This is a genomic window from Micromonospora sp. DT228, from assembly GCF_049841595.1.
Classification (GTDB): Bacteria; Actinomycetota; Actinomycetes; order Mycobacteriales; family Micromonosporaceae; genus Micromonospora.
The window spans coordinates 110,759-130,103 of sequence record NZ_JBNCKO010000014.1; the positions used below are offsets into that span (position 1 = coordinate 110,759).

Consider the following 19,345-nt stretch of genomic DNA (forward strand, 5'->3'; position numbering starts at 1 on the left):
GGCGGGACAGCGGACGGCCGCCCGGACGATCGTGGTGATCGTCCGGGCGGCCGGCTGCGCTCCCGATGGGCGCCGGGGGTCCGCTCAGCGGAAGCAGTGCGCGACAGGTACCGGGCTGCCCTCGCAGTTGGTCGGCTCGTTCTCGATGACCACGCTCTCGTCGTCGATCTTGACCTGGGCGTGCGCGGCGAAGATGCCGCCGGGCTTCACCGTCGAGGCGTTGTGGGTGATCTTGCTGGTGTAGATCGCCACCGAACCCGCGGACGCGTAGATGCCACCGCCGCTGGACGCCGCGCCGACCGCCTCGTTGCGTGTCACGTCGCTGCCGCGGACCAGCAGGTTGGCCTTCTCGGCGTAGATGCCGGCGCCGACGCCGTGGGTGGTGTTGCCGTCGACCACGCTGTCGTCGAGCGGCGTCAGGCCCTTCACCGTGGAGATGCCGCCGCCGTTGACGGTGGACGTGTTGCCACGGATGGTCATCGTGCGCATCACCAGCACCGCGTCGGAGTTCGCGGCGCCGCCGCCGACCTGCGCGGTGTTGTTCAGCAACTCGGTGTCGGAGACCTTCGTCCGGGCCGAGAAGCTGGCCAGCCCGCCGCCCTGACCCGCGCTGTTCTGGGTGAAGGAGACGCTCTCCACGTCGGCCGCGCCGCGATAGTTGCCGAGCCCGCCGCCGTAGCCGTTGGCGCTGTTGTGGTGGAACTCGGAACGCTTCAGCGTCAGCACACCGCCGTTGAGCAGGCCCCCGCCCTTGCCCGCGGCGCCGGAGGCGCTGTTGCCGACGAATGTGGAGTCGGTGACCACCATGTTGCCGTCGTTGAAGATCCCACCGCCGCCGCCCTCCGGGGACAGCGAGGTGCTCTGCGAGACGGTGACCCGTTCCACCACGGCGGTAGCCCCGTGCACCACGTGCACGCTGCCACCCTCGATGGCCGAGCGGCCGTTGTGCAGTTCCACGTCGCGCAGGGTCAACTCGCCACCGTCGCGGACGGTGAAGAAGCGGAACGGCGCGGCCTGGGCGTCGCGGGCGATGGTGGCGCCGGCGCCGTCGATCGTGATGGCCTGGTAGATCACCGGCAGGCCGGCGGTGTCGTCGGCCGGGTTGTGCGGCGGCGCGTCGGCGTCACCGGGAGTTTCCGCGGCGTCGGCCGCCTCCCGGGCGTCGCGGATCCCCCCGTCGTACTGGTCGGTCTCGTGGAACGCCTCGGTGAGCAGGTAGCGGCACTTGGGCGCGAGCCGCAGCTCCGCGCCGCCCTCGGCGTTGGCCGTGACAAGCGCCGCCACCAGCTTCGCGGCGTCGCAGGGCACCGACACCACTGCCCGCTTGCCGGTGCCCGGGCTGGGGGCGTGGCCCCGTTCGGCCCCGTCCGGGTCGCGCTGCGCCCCGCCCTGGTCGCCGGCACGGCGGTCGTCGTCGTTTCCGGCCGGCGTGCTCAGCCGGCTCAGACCGGGGAGGGAGAGGTCACGGTCGGCCGCGGCGGCCACACCGGCCACGCCGGCTCCTCCCACGACCAGGCTTCCCGCCAGCAACCCGCTGGCCAAGAGCCAGCGGGACCGGCGTCTGGGTCGGATCTCGCGGTCTCCTCCTTGGTACGTGGACATCAAAGGTGCCTGCCTTCCTGCCTGCAAGACGTGACCGCGCGCCGATCCGGGCGCGGGGGGCTCGACGTAGCGTCGACCGCCAAACGTCACGATAGGTCTGCAATACGGACAGGAAGGTGTGAACGTGAATAGTGCCTCTATTCATCTTTCAACCCCGCCAAACGGGCAGTCGGGTCACCCGCCGACGTGGATGCCGGGGCGACGCAGCGGGTCCCGCTCGGTCCGCCGGATGATCTCCCGCACCACCGGCGGGGTGTCGCCCCGACCGAGGATGAGATAGCGCGCCAGGTGCGCGATCGGGCTCCCCTCCGACCACTCGAAGTGCGCGTGCGGCCGAACCCCGGTGGCGTCCCGCAGGGCCAACAGGATCGCGGCTATCGCGTTGGGCGCGGCCGGGCTGCTGGCCCGCAACACCCGGAAGCCACCGACCTCGATCCCGTGCACCCGCAGCACCTGACTGAACTCCGACGGGTCCACCACGTCGATCTCCAGGAACAGCACGTCCGCCGCACCGGGCACCGGGTTCATCCCCCGCTGCGCCCGTTCCTTGATCGTGTACTCCTTCACCGACCCGCTCTGCCGCTTGTTCGCGATCAGGTGCAACTGCCCGTCGTGGGCCAGCGACTCGGTGATGAACCGACGGGCCGGCTCGTCGAACTCGATCCGCTCGGCGCGCAACTCGGTGGTCCGGGTGACCCGGGAGACCAACGAGACCACGATGATGCCGAGGATGAACAGGGCGGAGATGGTGATCCCGTCCGGCTGCTCGATGACGTTCTCCAGCAACGCGTACAGCAGCACCAGGGTCAGCAGTGTGAAACCGACGGCGGTGGCGCGCTGGTGGTGGCGGACCGCGGAGATCGTCACCGCCACCGCGCCGGAGACCATCATCGCCAGGATGCCTGTCGCGTACGCCCCGGCCTGGGCGTTGACGTCGGCCCGGAAGGCGATCGTGATGGCGACGCTGACGACGGTGTAGACGATCACGACCGGACGCACCGCCCGCGCCCACTCCGGCGCCATCCCGTACGAGGGCAGGTAGCGCGGCACGATGTTGATCAGCCCGGCCATCGCCGAGGCGCCGGCGAACCAGAGGATGAGGACGCTGCTCACGTCGTAGACGGTGCCGAAGGCCTCGCCCAGGTGAGCGTGCGCCAGAAACGCCAGGGCCCGCCCGTTGGCCGCCCCTCCGGGTTCGAACTCCTCCCGTGGGATGAGCGCCGTGGTCACGAAGGTCGTCGAGATGAGGTACACCGACATGATCAGCGCGGCGGTGGTGAGCAGCCGGCGGGTGTTGCGGATCCGGGAGGCGAGCCGGGCCTGCTTGTCCACCCCGTCGGCCCGGACCAGCGGCATCATGCTCACCCCGGTCTCGAATCCGGACAGGCCCAGCACCAACAGCGGGAACGCCAGCACGGCCGTGAGCAGCACGTGGCCCGGCCCGCCGCCGCTCGTGGTCAGCGCGGCGGTCCAGTCCGACACGATGCCCGGGTCGGCGACGAGCTGGGCCACCGCGACCACGACGATCACCGCGTTGAGCACCAGGAAGACGGCGACAAGTGGGATGGCCACCACCACCGCCTCGCGGAAGCCGAGCAGGAACACCCCGCCGAGGATGAGCAGCAGCACCACGGTGACCACGACCGGGACGGCGGGGCCGTGCAGCGCGTCCGGCAGGTACGGGTTCTCCAGCAGGTGCACGGTGGCGTCCGCCGAGGACAGGGTGATCGTGATGATCCAGGAGGTGGCCACGAAGCCGAGCAGCACGAGTACGAAGATCTTGCCCCGCCAGAACGGCAGCAGGCGCTCCAACATCGCCACCGACCCCTGCCCGTGCGGGCTCTCCTGGGCCACCCGCCGGTACATCGGCAACATGCCGAAGAGGGTGAGCACGACGATCAGCAGGGTGGCCAGCGGGGACAGCGCCCCGGCCGCCACCGCCGCGATACCCGGAAGGTACGACAGTGTGGAGAAGTAGTCGACGCCGGTCAGGCACATCACCTGCCACCAGGCGTGCCGGCGGTTCTGTCCCTCGCCCGCCTCCGGGCCCGGCGGCTGCACCTGGTGCTGGAAGAGCCACCGGCGCAGTGGACTGGCCGGCAGCGACGACCGCGCCGCCGACGCCACGCGTTCGGGCACCACGACACCCGGCCGGCCGCCCCGGTGCGGGCGCGCCGGGTCACGGGCCGCCCGCAGCGCCGGGTCCGGCCCCGTCGGCGCGTGGCGGCGCCCGCTCCAACGTCGTGGTTTCGCCCGGTGCTCGTCACCCATCGCCAGTCCCACCCTCACAGGTCCTGATCCGACGGTAGGTGGTGGCGCGGGACCCGACCGGCGGAACCGGGCAGGTGGACGGCCAGCTCAGGACAGGTCCGGAACGGCGAGCACACGGGCCAGCGCGGGCGGGTCGGCGATGGTCACCGTGGCCGCCGGGTGTCGTGGCCACCCGCCCGGCACCACCGCCGGCACCGCCGTGCCGAAGCGCAGGCAGATCCCGCCGGCCGTGCTGCTGCCGAAGCTCGCACCCCCGTCGGCCAGCGACAGGTGCGGCCCGATCACCCGCCACCAGCGGTACGGGCCGCTCAGCTCGACGGCTGTCACGTTCTCCCGGTCGGTCCGCAACCGCCACGGCCCGTACCGGATCACCAGGTCCCGGTCGGTGACGGCGACCCAGGTCGTCGCCGGGCGGACCCCCAGCAGCGCCAACACCGGGCGGAACACCGGATCGAAGCGGAACGCGAACCGCGTCGCGGCACCTGTCACCGCGCACCGGGACGAACTGTGGGTCGCGGCACCGGGCCACCCGGCCGCAGCGGGCCGGGCCGCGCGGGCCGAGGGCGGGCGGCGGGCCGACGCCGGGCCAGGACGGTCATGGCGCGGGCGTACCCGCTATGAGCCCGCCGACACCCCTCGACAGCCGCCACCGCCACCGACGAGCCCCACGCCCCTCCCCCACCGTCGGCCGGCGCCCCCCGGGGCCGACCGACGGTGGCAGACGGTCGACACCCCCCGGGGCCGACCGGCTGCGCCTCCGGGCCCGACCGGACGCCGGCCGGACACCAGGGGCGGGTGGATCTGCTGGGACGCGCCCCCGCGCTCCGCCACCCCCCACGGGGCGGAGCGCGGGGACCCCCCGTCCCGGCTACTGCAGGAACGCCCCGAGGGGCGAGAGCAGTAGCCGGCCGAGCGCCGCGGCGTTGTCGTCCAACCGCGTGCGCTCACACTCGCGGGCGTCCGGATCGTGCCGGCACCGCCAGATCTTCTGCGCGTTACGCCAGGCGACATCGCGGGTGTACTCGACCAGTTCCCCCTGGTACCAGTCGTCGATGTCGCCGTTGAGCATGTCGATGAGCAGCTGCCACCGCTCCAGATAGCCCCGGCGCAGACCGGGGATCTTGTCCGCGAAGATCTTGTTGATCTCCAGGTAGTCATGGTGCTGGTCACTGCCGTCGACCGGCTCCGACTCCAGGTGGTCGAACGTGGTCACCAGGGCGAAGGGCAGGTCGAAGTTGATGTGCGCGTTGACTCCCGCCGCCGCCGACGGCAGCGGGCGGGCGTCCGGCCCACGCATCCGCTCGAAGAGGCACGACCACGCCTTCGGAGTGCCCGGGCTGGAGTCGGTCCAGAGCCGCATCGCGTCGAAATACCGCGCCGCGAACTCCACGTCCAGCCGGGAGAGAAAGGCCGGGTCGACGAAACGGTCGTCGTACAAGCCGTCCAACACGCTGCTGGTGATGGTCAGGTAGAGCCTGTTGAAGTCCGCGAGGGGGCAGCTGGCCTCCAACGGAGGCAACCGCACGAGCAGGTCCTGCAGCTTGGTGAGGTGATCGACAACGGCCGGCACGTCGGCGGGATGGTCGGCGAGCAGATCGACGATGTCCCGGTGCACGGGCCCCCAGACCGCTTCGATCATCTCTGCCTCCAAAGTGGTCGGCGGCATCCCCCGTGCCGTCGTCGACGCGGCCCAGCCTCTCAGCCGACACCCACTCGCCGAATCAGTAGAACGACGTATCCCGGCGCACACACGCCGGTGGGCGGTGGCCGAGCGTCAGCTTCGGACGACGTTGCGCAACTGGATCGCGCTGGCCTGGACGCGGGTCCGGACCTGGAGCTTGTCGAAGATGTGCGACACGTGCACCCCGATGGTCCGCTCGCTGATGAACAGCCGCTGCCCGATCTCCCTGTTGGTCAGGCCCTCCGCGACGAGCGCGAGCACCTCCCGCTCCCGTGCGGTGAGCGCCGCCAACTCGTCGTCGGACGCCTCGGCCGGCGCGCCCCGCGTCCCGCTGAGAGCCTCGCGTTCCTCAAGCGACACCCGGGCCCGCCCGGCCAGCTCGCGGATCTCCGAGGTCAGTGGCACCGCGCCCAGTCCCTGCGCCACCCGGTACGCCTCCCGCAACAGCTTGCCGGCGGTGGCCAGCCGGCTGCGGCGGGCCAGCAGCGCCTCGGCCTGCCGCAGCCGCGAGTACGCCGCCGGGTAGGGGTGGTGGCGTCGATCCCACTCGGCGACCGACGCGGCCCACAGGTCCGGATCGCTGCTGTCGAGACGGCTCACCTCGGCGGCGCACAGGGCCAGGAACCCGTCCACCACCGAGCGCACCGGACGGGCCGCGCCGACGCTCTTGCGGGCCACCCGGTCCGCCACGTCGCGCAGCCGGCGGACCACCGTCGGGTCCACCGCCACGGTACGGCTGGCGTGCGCCTCAGCCTCGGCCCGCAGGCCGTGCCAGACCAGCGCCGACAGGATCGTCACGTCGTCGGAACGGCTCTCGGTGAGGCCACGTTGCACCGCCAACCGCGCCACGTCGTGCCGGCCCTCCCACATGGCCAGCCCGGCGCGCAGGGTGAGCAGCGGAATGACGTGCCGCGCACCGCCACCGGCGAGCAGGGTCGCCACCGCGTCGAGGTCGCGGCTGGCGGCGTCGATGTCGCCGTAGCCCACCGAGAGCCGACAGCGGGCCAGCAGCAGCTCCACGGCGTCCGCACCGGACGGTCGGTGCCGCAGGGCGGCGGCGACCACCTTCTCCGCCTCGGCCCACTGGCCCACCCGGAACAGCCCGTTGATGGCGACGGCCAGCAGCCGGGTCTCCCAGGTGCGGCCCAGCCCCAGCTCGGCGACCCGCTCGGCACCGCGCCGGGCCACCACCACACCCTCCTCGAGGATGTTCAGTGGCCCGGTCAACAGCTCCGCCAGGTGCAGGTACGCGCAGGCCACATCCTCGGGCTGCCCGGCGCGCTCGGCGGTCTCGAGGGCGTCGCGCATCACCGCGAGCCCCGCGTCCGGGTCCTCCAGGTAGGCGTCGCTGAAGCCCAGCGCCGCGCTGGCCAACACCACCTCGGTGGCGGAGCCCTCCACGTCGGCGGCCAACGCCAGCGCCTCCCGGGCCCGCTGGCCGGCGTCGGCGTAGCGGCCCAGATGCAGGAGCAGCTCGGCGAGACGGGCGGCGGCGGTGGCCCGGTCGCGCGGGGAACAGTCGGCCGCCGTCAGCGCCCGCTGGTATTCCTCCTCGGCCAGCGCCGAGCGACCGGCGGCGGCCAGGTAGCGGGCCCGGCGGATGTGCAGCGCGCTCGGCTCGCCACCGGGCAGCGCGGCCACCTCTTCCAGCAGGGCCAGCGCGCGGGCGTGCTCCCCGCAGTGGTGTGCCGACTCGGCGGCGTTCTTGAGCAACTCCACCCGGTCCACCCCCAGCGGAACCGGGTCGGTGGCCAGTTGCAACGCCGCCGACCAGTGCCGGTGCGCCTCGGCGTAACCGTGCAGCCGCTCGGCCTCCTGCGCCGCCGCCACCTCGGCCGGCAGGGCGCGCGCCGGCTCACCGGCCAACCGCCAGTGGTGCGCCAGACGCGCCTGGTGCAGCTCGCCCGGAGCGGCGGTGAGCGCCTCGGCGTAGCGGCGGTGCAGCCCGGAACGCTCGGCCGGCAGCAGCTCGTGCGCGAGCACCTCGGCGACGAGGCGGTGCCGCAGCCGGTAACCGTCGTCGGCGCCGACCAGCAGCCGATGGGCCACCGCGGCGCGGGCCGCCTCGATCAGCTCGTCCTCGGGCAACCGCAGCACCCGGGCCAGCAGCCAGTGCTGGACCGGCTCGACACCCGCGGCGACCGCGTGCACCACCGCGTGCGCGTGCTGGGGCAGCGCGTCGACCCGGTCGAGGAAGATCTCCCGCAGCGTCTCGGACAGGCCGTCGCGGCCGTCGCGGAGATCGCGGGCCAGCTCCTCGATGACGAACGGGTTGCCGCCGCTGCGCTGCCAGACCTGTTCGGCCGCCTCGGCGGCCAGCGGTCGGCCGACCACGGCGGCGGCGAGCTTCTCGGTGTCGGCCCGGTCCAGTGGGGCCAGGTCGAGCACCCGTACCGTCCGCAGCCGACGCAGCTCGGTGAGCACCCGGCGCAGCGGGTGCGCGCCCTGCAACGACTCGGCGCGCACCGCCGCCAGCACGGAGAGCTGGAGGTCGCCGAGCCCGGCCAACAGGTAGAGCAGCAACTGTCGGGTGCTCCGGTCGACCCACTGCAGGTCGTCGAGGATCAGCACCAGTGGCCGGCCCTCGGCGATCAGGTGCAGGCCGCGGCTGACCCGCTCCAGCAACGCGCCCGCGCCGTCCGGGCCGGCGGTCTCGTCGGCGAACATCTGCAGCAGCCCCCGCACCGCGGAGGAGGTGCGCGCGTGCGCGCTGGACAGGTCGGCGTCGAAGCGGCGCAGCGCCTGCAACAGCGGGTGCAGCGGGGAGGCGTCGCCGATGTCCAGGCAGCTGCCGGTGAGCACCACGGCGCCCTGCGCACGCAGCCGGTCGCCGACCTCACCCAACAGGCGGGTCTTGCCCACACCGCTCTCACCGGTCAGGAAGACGGCGGCGGTCTGCCCGTGCGCGGCGTCACCGAGCAGCGCGGACCGAACCGTCTGCACCAGCGCGGTCCGGCCCACGAGCGGTGCGGTGTCCACATCGCTGGCCATGGCACGCAGCCTAATCACCGATCCCCGAAGCGTTCTACGGCCAAGTGCCGCTTGTGGTACTCCTCGCGTCGACTTTGCGACTAAAGGTTGCGAGTGGCCGACATACGTCGTTCGGCAGATCCCCCGTCAGCCCAGGAATGCCAATCTCCGGAGGTCACCAGGCATCAGCGGGGAGAAGGGTTGGTGCGAAACCATGATCACCACCACCACGACCAGCGTCATCGTCGGCGACGCGCGGCGACCCGTGACCCCGCACTGGCCCGTCCCTGAGGAGAGACGCACCGTCACGGTGCTCTTCGCCGACATCGTCGGCTCCACGGCGCTGGTGAACCGACTCGACCCGGAGGACGTCCGCGCGTTGCAGCGGGTCTATTTCGACACCGTCGCCCGCGTGCTGCACCGCTGGCAGGGAGTGGTGGAGAAGTACGTCGGCGACGCGGTGATGGCGCTCTTCGGCGCTCGGCACTCCGACGGCTTCGACGCGTACCGCGCGGTGCGCGCCGGACTCGAGATCCAGGCCGCGCTGGACCGCCGACCGATGGTCGGGGACATCCGACTCCGGGTGCGTGTCGGTGTCGCCACCGGCGAGGTCGTGGTCGACCTGGGCGACGCGGTCAGCGGCGGGCACGGCGTGGCCAGCGGCGCGGTGATCACCACCGCGGCCCGCCTCCAGGAGTACGCGCCACCGGGCGCCGTCGCGCTCTGCGCGGCCACCGCGCGGGCCACTGCCGGCCTGATCACCCAGCGTCAACTGCCGCCGGTGCCGGTCGCCGGCCACGTGCCACCGACACCGGTCTGGCACGCCGTCGGTCCGGTGCGTCCCGGCGTCGACAGGCACGACGGCCCGCTGATCGGCCGCCGCCGCGAGCTGGCCACCATCCGCGACCAGCTGACCCTGGCCATCCGGGAGCGGAAGCCGTGCTGGATCTCCCTGGTCGGGCCCACCGGCAGTGGACGCAGCCGGCTGCTGCACGAGCTGGCCCGTGGGCTGACCACGGTGGACCGAGCATCCGTGCACTGGTCGGTGACGGCCTGCCAGCCGTACCCCGATCAGGTCCTGGAACCGGTCGCCGAGCTGCTGCGTGGCGTCGCCGGGGTCCGCCGCGGTGACGGCCCGGCGGCGGTCCACGACCGGCTCGTCGCCGCCCTGACCGCCCTGTTCCCACCGGATCGGGTCGCCACCGCCGTCCCGGCGCTCCAGCGGATGCTGACCAACCCGGACGGCTCCGCCGCGGCGATGGCCGGCGCGGCGATCTGCCGTGATGTCCTGCTGCGCCTGGCCACCCAGGTGCCGCTCGTCGTCGCCGTGGACGACGTGGACCGGGCGGCGCCGGCGGTGAGCGGATTCCTACGTGCGCTGTTCAGCGCGGCGACGGCACGGGGGCTACCACTGGCCGTGATCACGCTGCACCAACCGCAGTGGGCCGACACCCGGCCCGGCTCGGCCCGCCGGGTGACGATCCGCCCGCTGGCCACGGTGCAGTCCGGGCGGCTGCTGCGCCACCTCCTGACCCGGGCCGGTCAGCCGGTCCCCCTGGTGGACCGGCTGCTGCCGCTGGTGGGCGGCCGACCCGGGCACGCGGCGGCGTACGTCGCGTCGATCGTGGCCGGGGCCGACCCGACGGCGCTCCCGTTGCCCGAGGCCGTACGCCGGGCCGTCGGCGCCGAGCTGGACCACCTCGACGGTGAGCGGCGGGCGGTCCTGATGGCCGCCGGTGTCCTCGGCGGCGTGATCTCCGGCGCGGCTGTCGACCGGGCCCTCAGCTGGACGCCCGGACGGTCCGTGTCGGCGCTCCGCCGGCTGGTCGCCGCCGGGCTGCTCATCCCCCAGCACGCCGGCGGGTACGGGTTCGCGTCGCCCGCGCTGCGCCAGGTCGCCGCCGAGCGGCTGCCCCGCGCGCTGCGGGCCGTCTTCACCCGCCGGGCCGCCACCGTCCCACACCACGACACCGCCGGCTCCGACACCGGCCGGCCGAATCGCGCTGCCAACGACCGCACTGGAGCCGCTCGCACCGGTGCGATCAACGGCACGACGACGAGGAGCGCCGAGATCGTGCGCCTCGACACCGTTGGCGCTCGGGCCGGCCGCCTCGACGCAGTCTTCGCGGCGCTGCCGAGGGCGGGGCAGGGCGGTGCCACCGGCCCGACAGCGCCGCCGCGACGTAACCCCACCCCGACGATGGCCGCCCGTCCGGCCGCGTCGAGTCCCGCGACCAACCAGTTGGCGAGTCTCCGCCCGCTGCGAGTCGTCGCGTCGGCCGACGACGTACCGTCGACCCCGCCCGCGGCGGCGTCGGTGTCTCCGCGCAGTGACTCCCCCCGCTCCCCAGCGGCGCTCCGGCCGGTGCCGGTGAGGTCAGCGGTGAACCGGGTGCCCGCTGGCGTCGGCGTTCCGCCCGGCACGGTACGCGCGATACCGCGCCCGCCGTTGATCGGCCGGCCGGATGGCCTGGCCGCCTCCGCCTGACGGTCCGTTGACGGCTGTGGGCCGCCCGCACACCTTCGGTGTGCCTCGTACGGCGCGGCTCGTCCGATGATCACTTAATGCACAGCAGTCAACCTGACGTCCCCGGACGGCCGGCCGCCGAACTGCCAGTCGTGCACCTCGACGGCGGCGTACCGGTCCGCGGTCAGGATGGCGCGCGCCGCGTCCGGGGTCGGCGCCCGGACCAGCGCGGCGGTGCCCAGCCACGTGGCGCCGTCGTCGGACAGCAGCGGCCCGTACGCGATCAGCTCGTCCGGGTCGGGTGGCAGGGGCAGGTCGACGGCCTGCCCCTCGCCGAGGCCCAGCACCAGGTAGCGGTTGCCGCCGGTCCGACCACCGGGGAAGTCCCACATGGTGCGGCCCAGCGTGTTGCGCCATCGGCGCAGCAGCACGTCCCGGTACACACCGGCCTGGTAGTTGGGCTCGTCGAAGGCGAACGCCTGTGCGGCGGCCGGATCGGGCACGTCGACGATGTGCACGCTGCCGGTGGCCGTGTCGCCGGACAAGGTCGGGCCGCGGGCGATCAACTTCTCCGCGTACCGATCCATGTAGGACCAGTGCTCGGCCAGCAACTCGTCGCGCAATGTCGCCGAGCCGGGCCGGTCGCGGTGGTAGCAGAGGAACTCCATGCCCCGCATTCTCGACGTGGCGCCGGGCCTCCGGACGGCCGGGTGTCGCCCCGCCGCCTACGGCACGGACGCCGAGGCCAGTAGCGCCGCGGTCGGCAGGACGAGCAGGCCGTCCGCATCCCGGTAGGCGGCGGTCAGCTCGTCGTACACGGCGCGAACTCGGGTGATCACGTCCGGCGGCTGTGCCGCCAGCACCAGACCCGCCTTGCTGATGCCGTTGGCCGGGCCGCTCCACCACGCCTCAGGGTGGGTGCGATGCGCCCAGGTGATCGTGTCGCAGCGCACGTCGGCGAGACCCGCGGCGTCCATCAGACCCGCGAACCCGTCGGGGGTACGGGGAAAGTCCCGCTCCGCGTCCACCGTCGGCACCGAGGTCGGACGGTCGACCCCGGCGGCGTCGAACACCGCGCCCCACAGCCGCTGCGCCTCGGGCGGCGGGTCGGGCCAGATCGTCACGGCGATCCGTCCGGCCGGCCGGACGACCCGTCGCAGTTCGCGGATCGCGGCCAGCGGGTCGCCGACGTGATTGATCACGAAGTTCGCCACGGCCGCGTCGAAGTGCCCGGCGGGGAACGGCAGGTGGGGCAGGGCCGCGAGGCGAACCTCGGTGGCGGACGGGACGCGGCCGCGCACCAGCTCGACCATGCTGGGTTCGGCGTCGACGGCCACGACCGTGGCGCCGCGCGCGCTGGCCAGCCTGGCCACGGTCCCGGAGCCGGTGCCGGCGTCGAGCACCCGCAGGCCCGCGGCGACGCCCGCGGCGTCCAGCAACGCTGGGGCGGGATGGGCGCAGAGGGCGGCGAAACTGCTGTCGTACGCAGTCGCGCGCCCGGCCCAGCGAGACCGTTCGTGCTCGTCGAAAGCTGTCGTCGGCACTGGCCACATCCTCATGGATCTTGACGGTGGTGCCACGGTATCGGACGAGCGCCTCCTCGTCGGGCACGAACAGTTCCACGGCCGGTGGGTGGACCCGTATCCCGAGGACCGGCCACATGGCGACAAGCGACATGGGCTCATCGTGGCGGAGGGACCGAGTCTGGGTCGTCCCCGACGTCGCCGTTCGGAGCGCTCAGCGGACGCTGAGGAAGGCCAGCACCCTCGGCCAGGTCGCCGCGTCGGCGCCCCTGTCGTACTCGCTCAGGTCCGGGTCGGTGAACAGGTGACCCGCGCCGGGGTAGCGGAAGACCGTCAGGTCGGCACCGGCATCGGTCATGACCTGCTGCCACTCGTCGACCTCGTCCGGCGCGTCGTACGGGTCGGGGTCGGCGAGGTGCAGCTGCACCGGCAACCCGGGACGGACCGCGTGCGGTGCGCCGCCGGTGCCGTGCAGCAGGAGCAGACCTGCGGCGTCGGGTCGCTCGGCCAGCAGGGCCCCGGCCACGCCGGCGCCCATCGAGAGGCCGGCGAGCGCCGTCTCCGGGGGCAGGTCACGAAGCGCGGCTCGGGCCCGGTCCAGCACCACGTCGTGGCCGATCTTGTCGAGCAGCGCGAAGCCCTCCTCGACGGTGCCGGCGGCCGGGACGCCGTACAGGTCGGGGACGGTGACCTGGTGCCCGGCGGCGCGCAACCGGTCGGCGGTCGCGCGGACGGCGGGCCGCAGCCCGTACACGGAGTGGAACAGCACGACGTGTGGCATCCGGTCATCCTGCCGCAGCCGCGGGTCCCTCCGGTGTGGCCACGCGGGGCCGACCTCAGACCAGCGCCGCCAGCCGCGCGACCAGGTCGGCCGGTGGCGGCATCGCGGCGATCTCACGGCTGACCTGGACGGCGGCGGTACGCAGGCGCTCGTCGGTGAGCAGGTGGGTCAGCGCCCGCGCGGTGATGTCGCGGGGGCGCAGGGCCAGGCCGGCGCCCCGGCGGGCCACCAGCTCGGCGTTGTGCCGCCGGTCCCCCGACCAGGATGCGCGGTTGCCCGCCCGGTTGCCGCAGCCAGGCCGGTAGCTCGCCGCCGCCGACGTACGAGTCGTAGCGCATCGGCCAGCCATCCTGCCGCGCCACGCTGGGCGGGGCCACGGCGATGGCGGCGGCCGGCGTGGCGCGGCAGCTCGGTCAGGCCGTGCCGCCGCAGCGCGCCGCCGAGTCGGGCCACGGTGGCGCGGACCAGGTCCCGGCCGTCGAAGAGGGAGTTCTCCTGGCGCACGGCCGGCACCCCCAGCCGGGCGGCGGCCACCGCGCCGGCGACCGCGAACGGCTCGTGGAGCACCAGATCCGGCCGCCACTCGGTGGCCAGCGTGACGACCGGGTCGGTGAGCCGATCGGTGAGGGCGCCGAAGAGCAGGCCGGCGCCCCGGGTGTCGGCGGTGCCGGCCATCTCGGCGCGGGCGATCAGGGGGTGCCGGGGAAAGACCCGCAGCGCGATCCGGCCGAAGTCGAAGCCCGGCGCGACGTCGTGCACCGACAGACCCGCGTCGGCGGCGGCCAGACCACCGCCGCCGGTGGCCAACAGCACCTCGTGGCCGGCGTCGCGCAACGCGACCGCGAGCGGCACCAGCGGAAAGACGTGCCCGACCAGCGGGGCCGAGACCACCAGGACACGCATGGGCGGGATCCTATGTCGATCAGGCCGCTGGCGAAGCCCCGCCACCGACCGCCGGTGGGCACTGACGGGCGGCGATCAGCCGGACGGGCGCTGGTCCACGATGCGGCGCATCTTGCCCACCGACCGCTCCACCGCGTCCGGCGCGAGGACGTCGACCACCACGCTCACGCCGATGGTGTTCTTCACCAACTCCACGAGCGTCGCGCCGGCCCGCTCGGCGGCATCCGCGGTGACGCCGGTGCGCCGCTCCACCCGTACCGTCAGGGTGTCCAAGCGGCCCTGCCGATCGAGGACGCACTGGAAGTGCGGCGACAGCTGCGGGGTCCGCAGGATCAGCTCCTCGATCTGGGTCGGGAAGATGTTCACCCCGCGCACGATCATCATGTCGTCGGTGCGGCCGGTGATCTTCTCGATCCGGCGCATCGGACGGGCGGTGCCGGGCAGCAGTCGGGTCAGGTCGCGGGTGCGGTAGCGCACCACCGGCATCGCCTCCTTGGTCAGCGAGGTCAACACCAGCTCACCCCGCTCACCGTCGGGCAGCACCGCACCTGTCACCGGGTCGATGATCTCCGGGTAGAAGTGGTCCTCCCAGAGATGCAGCCCGTCCTTGGTCTCGACGCACTCGGTGGCCACGCCGGGGCCCATCACCTCGGACAGCCCGTAGATGTCGACGGCGTGGAGGTCCAGCCGCTGCTCCATCTCCCGCCGCATGTCCTCGGTCCACGGCTCGGCCCCGAAGATGCCCACCCGCAGGGAGGTCGCGCGCGGGTCGACGCCCTGTCGCCCCATCTCGTCCACGATGGCGAGCATGTAGCTGGGGGTGACCATGATGACCTCGGGTTCGAAGTCGCGGATCAGCATCACCTGACGCTCGGTCATGCCGCCGGAGACGGGGATGACGGTGCAGCCCAGCTCCTCGGCGCCGTAGTGCGCGCCCAGGCCGCCGGTGAAGAGCCCGTAGCCGTACGCGACGTGCACCCGGTCGCCGGGACGACCACCGGAGGCGCGGATCGACCGGGCCATCAGTCGCGCCCAGGTGCGCAGGTCGTCGCGGGTGTAGCCGACCACCGTCGGCCGGCCGGTGGTGCCGGAGGAGGCGTGCAGGCGGGCCACCCGGTCCCGAGGGACGGCGAACATGCCGAACGGGTAGTTCTCCCGCAGCTCCGCCTTGCCGGTGAACGGGAAGCGGGCCAGGTCGTCGAGGTCCCGGCAGTCGTCGGGGTGCACCCCGGCCGCGTCGAACGCCCGACGGTAGTGCGGCACGTTGTCGTAGGCGTGCCGCAACGACCAGCGCAGCCGTTCGCGTTGCAGGTCGCGCAGCTCGTCGATGCCGGCGCGCTCGATCGGCTCCAACTCCTCCGCACGAGGGGTGCGGTCCTGCATCGCGTGCCTCCTTGGCGCGGCGGTCCGGTCCCGGTGGGGCTGCGGGTACCGTACGCCCGCCGTGGCCCGGGCTGGCGGGTCGGTCAGCGTGCGGTCGGCAGGCGGTGCAGGGCGTCGACGAGCGGCGCCAGCTCGGGGGTGGCCTCGCCCTCGGCGAGCGCTTCGCTGAGCACCCGGTCGTGGGTGGGTCGAGTCTGGGTGAGCAGCTCGGAGCCGGCCGGGGTCAGCTCGGTGTAGATGCCGCGCCGGTCGTCGGCGCAGAGGATGCGGGTGAGCAGCCCGCGCTGTTCCAGTCGGGTGACCAGGCGGGTGGTGGCGCTGCCGGAGAGGGCTGCGGCGCGGGCGAGCTGGCTCATCCGCATGTGCCAGCCGTGCTGGCGGGAGAGCGCGTCGAGCACCGTGTATTCGACGACGGACAGGTCGTGGTCGGCCTGCAACGCCCGTTCCAGAGAGGTCTCGATCAGCCCGTGCAGGGCGGCGAGGGTGCGCCAGCCCTGCGCGCGGATCTCGACCGCGTCGTCGGCGATGCCCATGCCGGCCCTCCTCGGGGGTGATCTCGACGGCCCCAGGCTACACGCTTGCGCCGGTATCCAGCGCGTGCAACTATCTCGTTGCTGGCGCGTGTAGTTGCACACGCCGCATATCTGCCCCCTCCCCGATGGGAACACCATGTCCGTACGCCAGAAGTCCCTGCCACCCGGCCTGATCGCGCTGGCGATCGGCGCCTTCGGCATCGGGCTCACCGAGTTCGTGATCATGGGGCTGCTGCCCGAGGTGGCCGCCGACTTCGCCGTCACCGAACCGGTCGCCGGCTGGCTGATCTCCGGCTACGCGCTCAGCGTGGCCGTCGGCGGAGTGGCCCTGACCGCGGCGGTCACCCGGCTGCCGCGCAAACCGGTGCTGCTGGGCCTGATGGTGCTCTTCATCGTCGGCAACCTGCTCTCGGCGGTCGCCGGCGACTACGCCGTGATGATGGCCGGCCGGATCGTCGCCGCGCTCTGCCACGGCGCGTTCTTCGGCATCGGCGCCGTGGTCGCCGCCGGCCTGGTGGCACCGGCCCGCCGGGCGGGCGCCATCGCCATGATGTTCGCCGGCCTGACCATCGCGAACGTGCTCGGCGTTCCCTTCGGCACCTTCCTCGGGCAGCACTTCGGCTGGCGGTCGACGTTCTGGGCGATCACCGCCATCGGGGTGGTCGCGCTGATCGGGCTGGCCCTGCTCGTTCCGGCCAGCGACACCGCGAACGCCGACCGGCCGGCCGGTGGGCTGCGTGGCGAGTTGCGAGCCTTCACCCACTCGCAGGTCTGGCTGTCGCTGGTGATCACGGTCCTGGGCTTCGGCGGCATGTTCGGCGCGTTCACCTACATCGCCTACACGCTCACCGAGGTCAGCGGCTTCGCCAGCAGCACCGTGCCATGGCTGCTCGTCCTCTTCGGCGTGGGGCTCTTCGCCGGCAACCTGCTCGGCGGCCGGGCAGCGGACCTGTCGCTGTCGCGCACCCTGGTCACCGTCCTGGCGGTGCTCACCGTGGTGCTCGTCGGTTTCGCGCTGACGGCGTCGAGCCCGGTGCTGACCGTCGTCTCGCTGGTGCTGATGGGCGGGTTCGGGTTCGCCACCGTGCCGCCGCTGCAGATGCGGATCATGCGCTACGCCAGCGAGGCGCCGACCCTGGCGTCCGGGGCGAACATCGCGGCGTTCAACCTCGGCAACGCGCTGGGCGCCTGGATCGGCGGGGTGACCATCGCCGCCGGACTCGGCTACACCTCGCCGATCTGGGCCGGCGCGGCGCTCACCCTGGCCGGCCTGGGTGTCCTGCTGGCAGCGCTGCGGCTGGCCCGCCGTCGGGAGCCGGCGACGGCCGACGCGGCCCTGGTGGACACGGCGGCCTGACCTGCCGGAGACGGACGCCGGGCCGGGCGGAGGCCCGACCCGGCGTCACTCTGATCATCGCTCTGCCATCTTCCCGCAATTGCAAGTTATGTGCAACAAGGTCTGGACAACGCGTCCGGCATGTAACTAGCCTGCTCGCTATGAGTCCTTACCTTTTGGAGCCCTGGGCCTGGCAGGAGAGCTGGGATCGCCAGCAGGAGGCGTACCTGCCGGACCGGGAACAGCGGTTCACCACAATGCTGGACACCGTCGACGCGGTGCGCGACGGTCGGCCGCCACGCGTGCTCGACCTGGCCGGCGGCACCGGCACCATCTCGCTGCGGACACTGGCGCGCTTCCCCGACGCCGAGGTGACCCTGCTGGACCTCGACCCGGCACTGCTGGCCATCGCCGGGGCCACCCTCGCCGACCGGGCCACAATCGTCCCGGCCGACCTCGGCGCCCCCGAGTGGCGCGCCGCGCTCCCCCACCGCGACTACGACGCCGTCCTCACCGCCACCGCCCTGCACTGGCTGCCGGCCGACCGGCTCGGGCGGCTCTACGCCGAACTGCGCGACGTGTTGCGGCCGGGCGGGGTCTTCGTCAACGCCGACCACATGCCCGACGACACCCTGCCGGAGCTGACCAAGCGGCTGCTGGACCGGGCCCGGGACCGGCGCAACGCCCGGTACGCCGCCGGCGCGGTGCTGTCCTGGTCGGACTGGTGGGAGCGGGCCGGGGCCGACCCGGCGCTGGCCCCGCTGGTCACCCAGCGGCAGGACATCTACCCGACCGGGCACAGCCCGGAGTGGAACCCGCCGGTCTCCTGGCACCTGACCGCCCTCACCGCGGCCGGGTTCAGCGAGGTCGGCACGGTGTGGCGCGGCGGCCCGGACGCCGCCGTCGCGGCGGTGCGCTGACGCGACCGTCAACGGCAATGCTGACGCGGCCGTCGCCGCCAGTGCTGACGCGGCCGTCGCCGGCACTACGCTGAGGACCCGTGCCAGAGCCATCCGAGCAGCGTGGCGACCCCGACGTCGACCTGCGCGTCCCCGCCGACCGCCGCGAGCTGACCGCGCGCCCCGCGACGATTCTCGCCACGATCGCGGCCGGCGGGGTGCTCGGCGCGCTGGCCCGAGCCGGCCTGCAGCACGCCGCCCCGCACTCGCCGACCAGCTTTCCCTGGGCGACATTCGGCATCAACCTGTCCGGCTGCCTGCTGATCGGGGTGCTGATGGCGGTGCTCGCCCACCGCGACGGTGGGCACCCCCTGGCCCGCCCGTTCCTCGGGGTCGGGGTGCTCGGCGGGTTCACCACGTTCTCCGCCTACGCGGTCGACATCCAGCAGGCGCTCGTCGCGGGCGCGCCGGGCACCGCGCTGGCGTACCTGGCGGCGACGCTGCTCGGGGCACTCGTCGCGGTCGGGCTGGGCGACGCCGTCACGGCCGCGTTGCTGCGCCGGCGGGCGGCCCGATGACCGTGCTGCTCATCGCCCTGGGGGCGGCCGTCGGCGCGCCGTTGCGGTACCTCACCGACCGCGCGGTCCAGTCCCGGCACGACTCGGCGTTCCCCTGGGGCACGCTCACCGTCAACGTGGTCGGCTCGCTGCTGCTCGGCGCGCTCGTCGGGTGGCCGACCGGCCCGGCGCTCACCGCGCTGCTCGGCACCGGGTTCTGCGGGGCGCTGACCACCTACTCCACCTTCAGCTACGAGACGCTGCGGCTGACGCGGGGCGGTCACCGCCTCCTCGCGCTGGCCAACGTCGTGGGCAGTGTCGCCGCCGGGCTCGCCGCGGCCGCCGCCGGCTACGCCCTGACCCGCGCCCTGCTCGGCTGACCTGCGGAAACCGCGCCCGGATCGGGGAGCACACCGGGGGTATATACGCGAGGTATACC

Annotated in this window: 17 protein-coding genes; 5 read left to right on the forward strand and 12 right to left on the reverse strand. The window is 73.4% G+C overall.

Going from position 1 to position 19,345, the window contains the following annotated elements; all coding sequences use genetic code 11:
- Positions 1–84 precede the first annotated feature (84 nt).
- The 5 genes from ACLQ29_RS25230 to ACLQ29_RS25250 form a co-directional block, all read right to left on the reverse strand.
- Complete coding sequence (locus ACLQ29_RS25230; RefSeq protein ID WP_425773938.1) at positions 85–1,602, reverse strand: hypothetical protein; 1,518 nt, start codon at positions 1,600–1,602, stop codon at positions 85–87.
- A 174-nt stretch (positions 1,603–1,776) separates the two neighbouring features.
- Complete coding sequence (locus ACLQ29_RS25235; protein ID WP_425773939.1) at positions 1,777–3,873, reverse strand: amino acid transporter; 2,097 nt, start codon at positions 3,871–3,873, stop codon at positions 1,777–1,779.
- An 87-nt stretch (positions 3,874–3,960) separates the two neighbouring features.
- Positions 3,961–4,362 (reverse strand): PH domain-containing protein, encoded by a 402-nt coding sequence (locus tag ACLQ29_RS25240; RefSeq protein WP_425773940.1) that lies wholly within the window; start codon positions 4,360–4,362, stop codon positions 3,961–3,963.
- 379 nt (positions 4,363–4,741) lie between these two features.
- A complete protein-coding gene (locus ACLQ29_RS25245) occupies positions 4,742–5,512 on the reverse strand; it encodes a DUF5995 family protein (RefSeq protein WP_393370772.1) in 771 nt (256 codons plus the stop codon).
- Between the two features lie 135 nt (positions 5,513–5,647).
- The gene (locus tag ACLQ29_RS25250) at positions 5,648–8,545 is read right to left on the reverse strand and encodes a helix-turn-helix transcriptional regulator (RefSeq protein WP_425773941.1); all 2,898 of its coding nucleotides are present in this window, start codon (positions 8,543–8,545) and stop codon (positions 5,648–5,650) included.
- Positions 8,546–8,738: 193 nt separating this feature from the next.
- On the opposite strand from ACLQ29_RS25250, the gene ACLQ29_RS25255 reads away from it, so the two are divergent.
- On the forward strand, positions 8,739–11,012 hold the full coding sequence (locus tag ACLQ29_RS25255; RefSeq protein WP_425773942.1) for an AAA family ATPase: 2,274 nt from the start codon (positions 8,739–8,741) through the stop codon (positions 11,010–11,012).
- Positions 11,013–11,086: 74 nt separating this feature from the next.
- Here the strand turns inward: ACLQ29_RS25255 and ACLQ29_RS25260 are convergent, their stop codons facing one another.
- The 7 genes from ACLQ29_RS25260 to ACLQ29_RS25290 form a co-directional block, all read right to left on the reverse strand.
- On the reverse strand, positions 11,087–11,659 hold the full coding sequence (locus ACLQ29_RS25260; RefSeq protein WP_425773943.1) for a YciI family protein: 573 nt from the start codon (positions 11,657–11,659) through the stop codon (positions 11,087–11,089).
- Between the two features lie 57 nt (positions 11,660–11,716).
- Complete coding sequence (locus ACLQ29_RS25265; protein ID WP_425773944.1) at positions 11,717–12,550, reverse strand: class I SAM-dependent methyltransferase; 834 nt, start codon at positions 12,548–12,550, stop codon at positions 11,717–11,719.
- Positions 12,551–12,728: 178 nt separating this feature from the next.
- On the reverse strand, positions 12,729–13,295 hold the full coding sequence (locus ACLQ29_RS25270) for a dienelactone hydrolase family protein (protein WP_425773945.1): 567 nt from the start codon (positions 13,293–13,295) through the stop codon (positions 12,729–12,731).
- Positions 13,296–13,350: 55 nt separating this feature from the next.
- A complete protein-coding gene (locus tag ACLQ29_RS25275) occupies positions 13,351–13,524 on the reverse strand; it encodes a hypothetical protein (protein ID WP_425773946.1) in 174 nt (57 codons plus the stop codon).
- Positions 13,464–14,198, reverse strand: a complete 735-nt coding sequence (locus tag ACLQ29_RS25280; protein WP_425773947.1) for a hypothetical protein — start codon at positions 14,196–14,198, stop codon at positions 13,464–13,466. Before ACLQ29_RS25280 ends, ACLQ29_RS25275 begins: the two co-directional genes overlap by 61 nt.
- 75 nt (positions 14,199–14,273) lie before the next feature.
- Entirely contained in the window at positions 14,274–15,581 is a 1,308-nt protein-coding gene (paaK, locus tag ACLQ29_RS25285) for a phenylacetate--CoA ligase PaaK (RefSeq protein WP_425773948.1), read from the reverse strand.
- A gap of 83 nt (positions 15,582–15,664) precedes the next feature.
- Entirely contained in the window at positions 15,665–16,114 is a 450-nt protein-coding gene (locus tag ACLQ29_RS25290) for a MarR family winged helix-turn-helix transcriptional regulator (protein WP_425773949.1), read from the reverse strand.
- A gap of 136 nt (positions 16,115–16,250) precedes the next feature.
- Between ACLQ29_RS25290 and ACLQ29_RS25295 the strand changes: the two genes are divergently transcribed.
- The 4 genes from ACLQ29_RS25295 (at position 16,251) to crcB (ending at position 19,286) form a co-directional block, all read left to right on the forward strand.
- Positions 16,251–17,471, forward strand: a complete 1,221-nt coding sequence (locus tag ACLQ29_RS25295; RefSeq protein ID WP_425773950.1) for an MFS transporter — start codon at positions 16,251–16,253, stop codon at positions 17,469–17,471.
- A 140-nt stretch (positions 17,472–17,611) separates the two neighbouring features.
- Positions 17,612–18,370 (forward strand): class I SAM-dependent methyltransferase, encoded by a 759-nt coding sequence (locus ACLQ29_RS25300; RefSeq protein WP_425773951.1) that lies wholly within the window; start codon positions 17,612–17,614, stop codon positions 18,368–18,370.
- 80 nt (positions 18,371–18,450) lie between these two features.
- Entirely contained in the window at positions 18,451–18,927 is a 477-nt protein-coding gene (locus ACLQ29_RS25305) for a fluoride efflux transporter FluC (protein ID WP_425773952.1), read from the forward strand.
- Complete coding sequence (crcB, locus tag ACLQ29_RS25310; protein ID WP_425773953.1) at positions 18,924–19,286, forward strand: fluoride efflux transporter CrcB; 363 nt, start codon at positions 18,924–18,926, stop codon at positions 19,284–19,286. The genes ACLQ29_RS25305 and crcB overlap by 4 nt, the downstream gene beginning before the upstream one ends.
- The last annotated feature ends 59 nt before the right edge of the window (positions 19,287–19,345 follow it).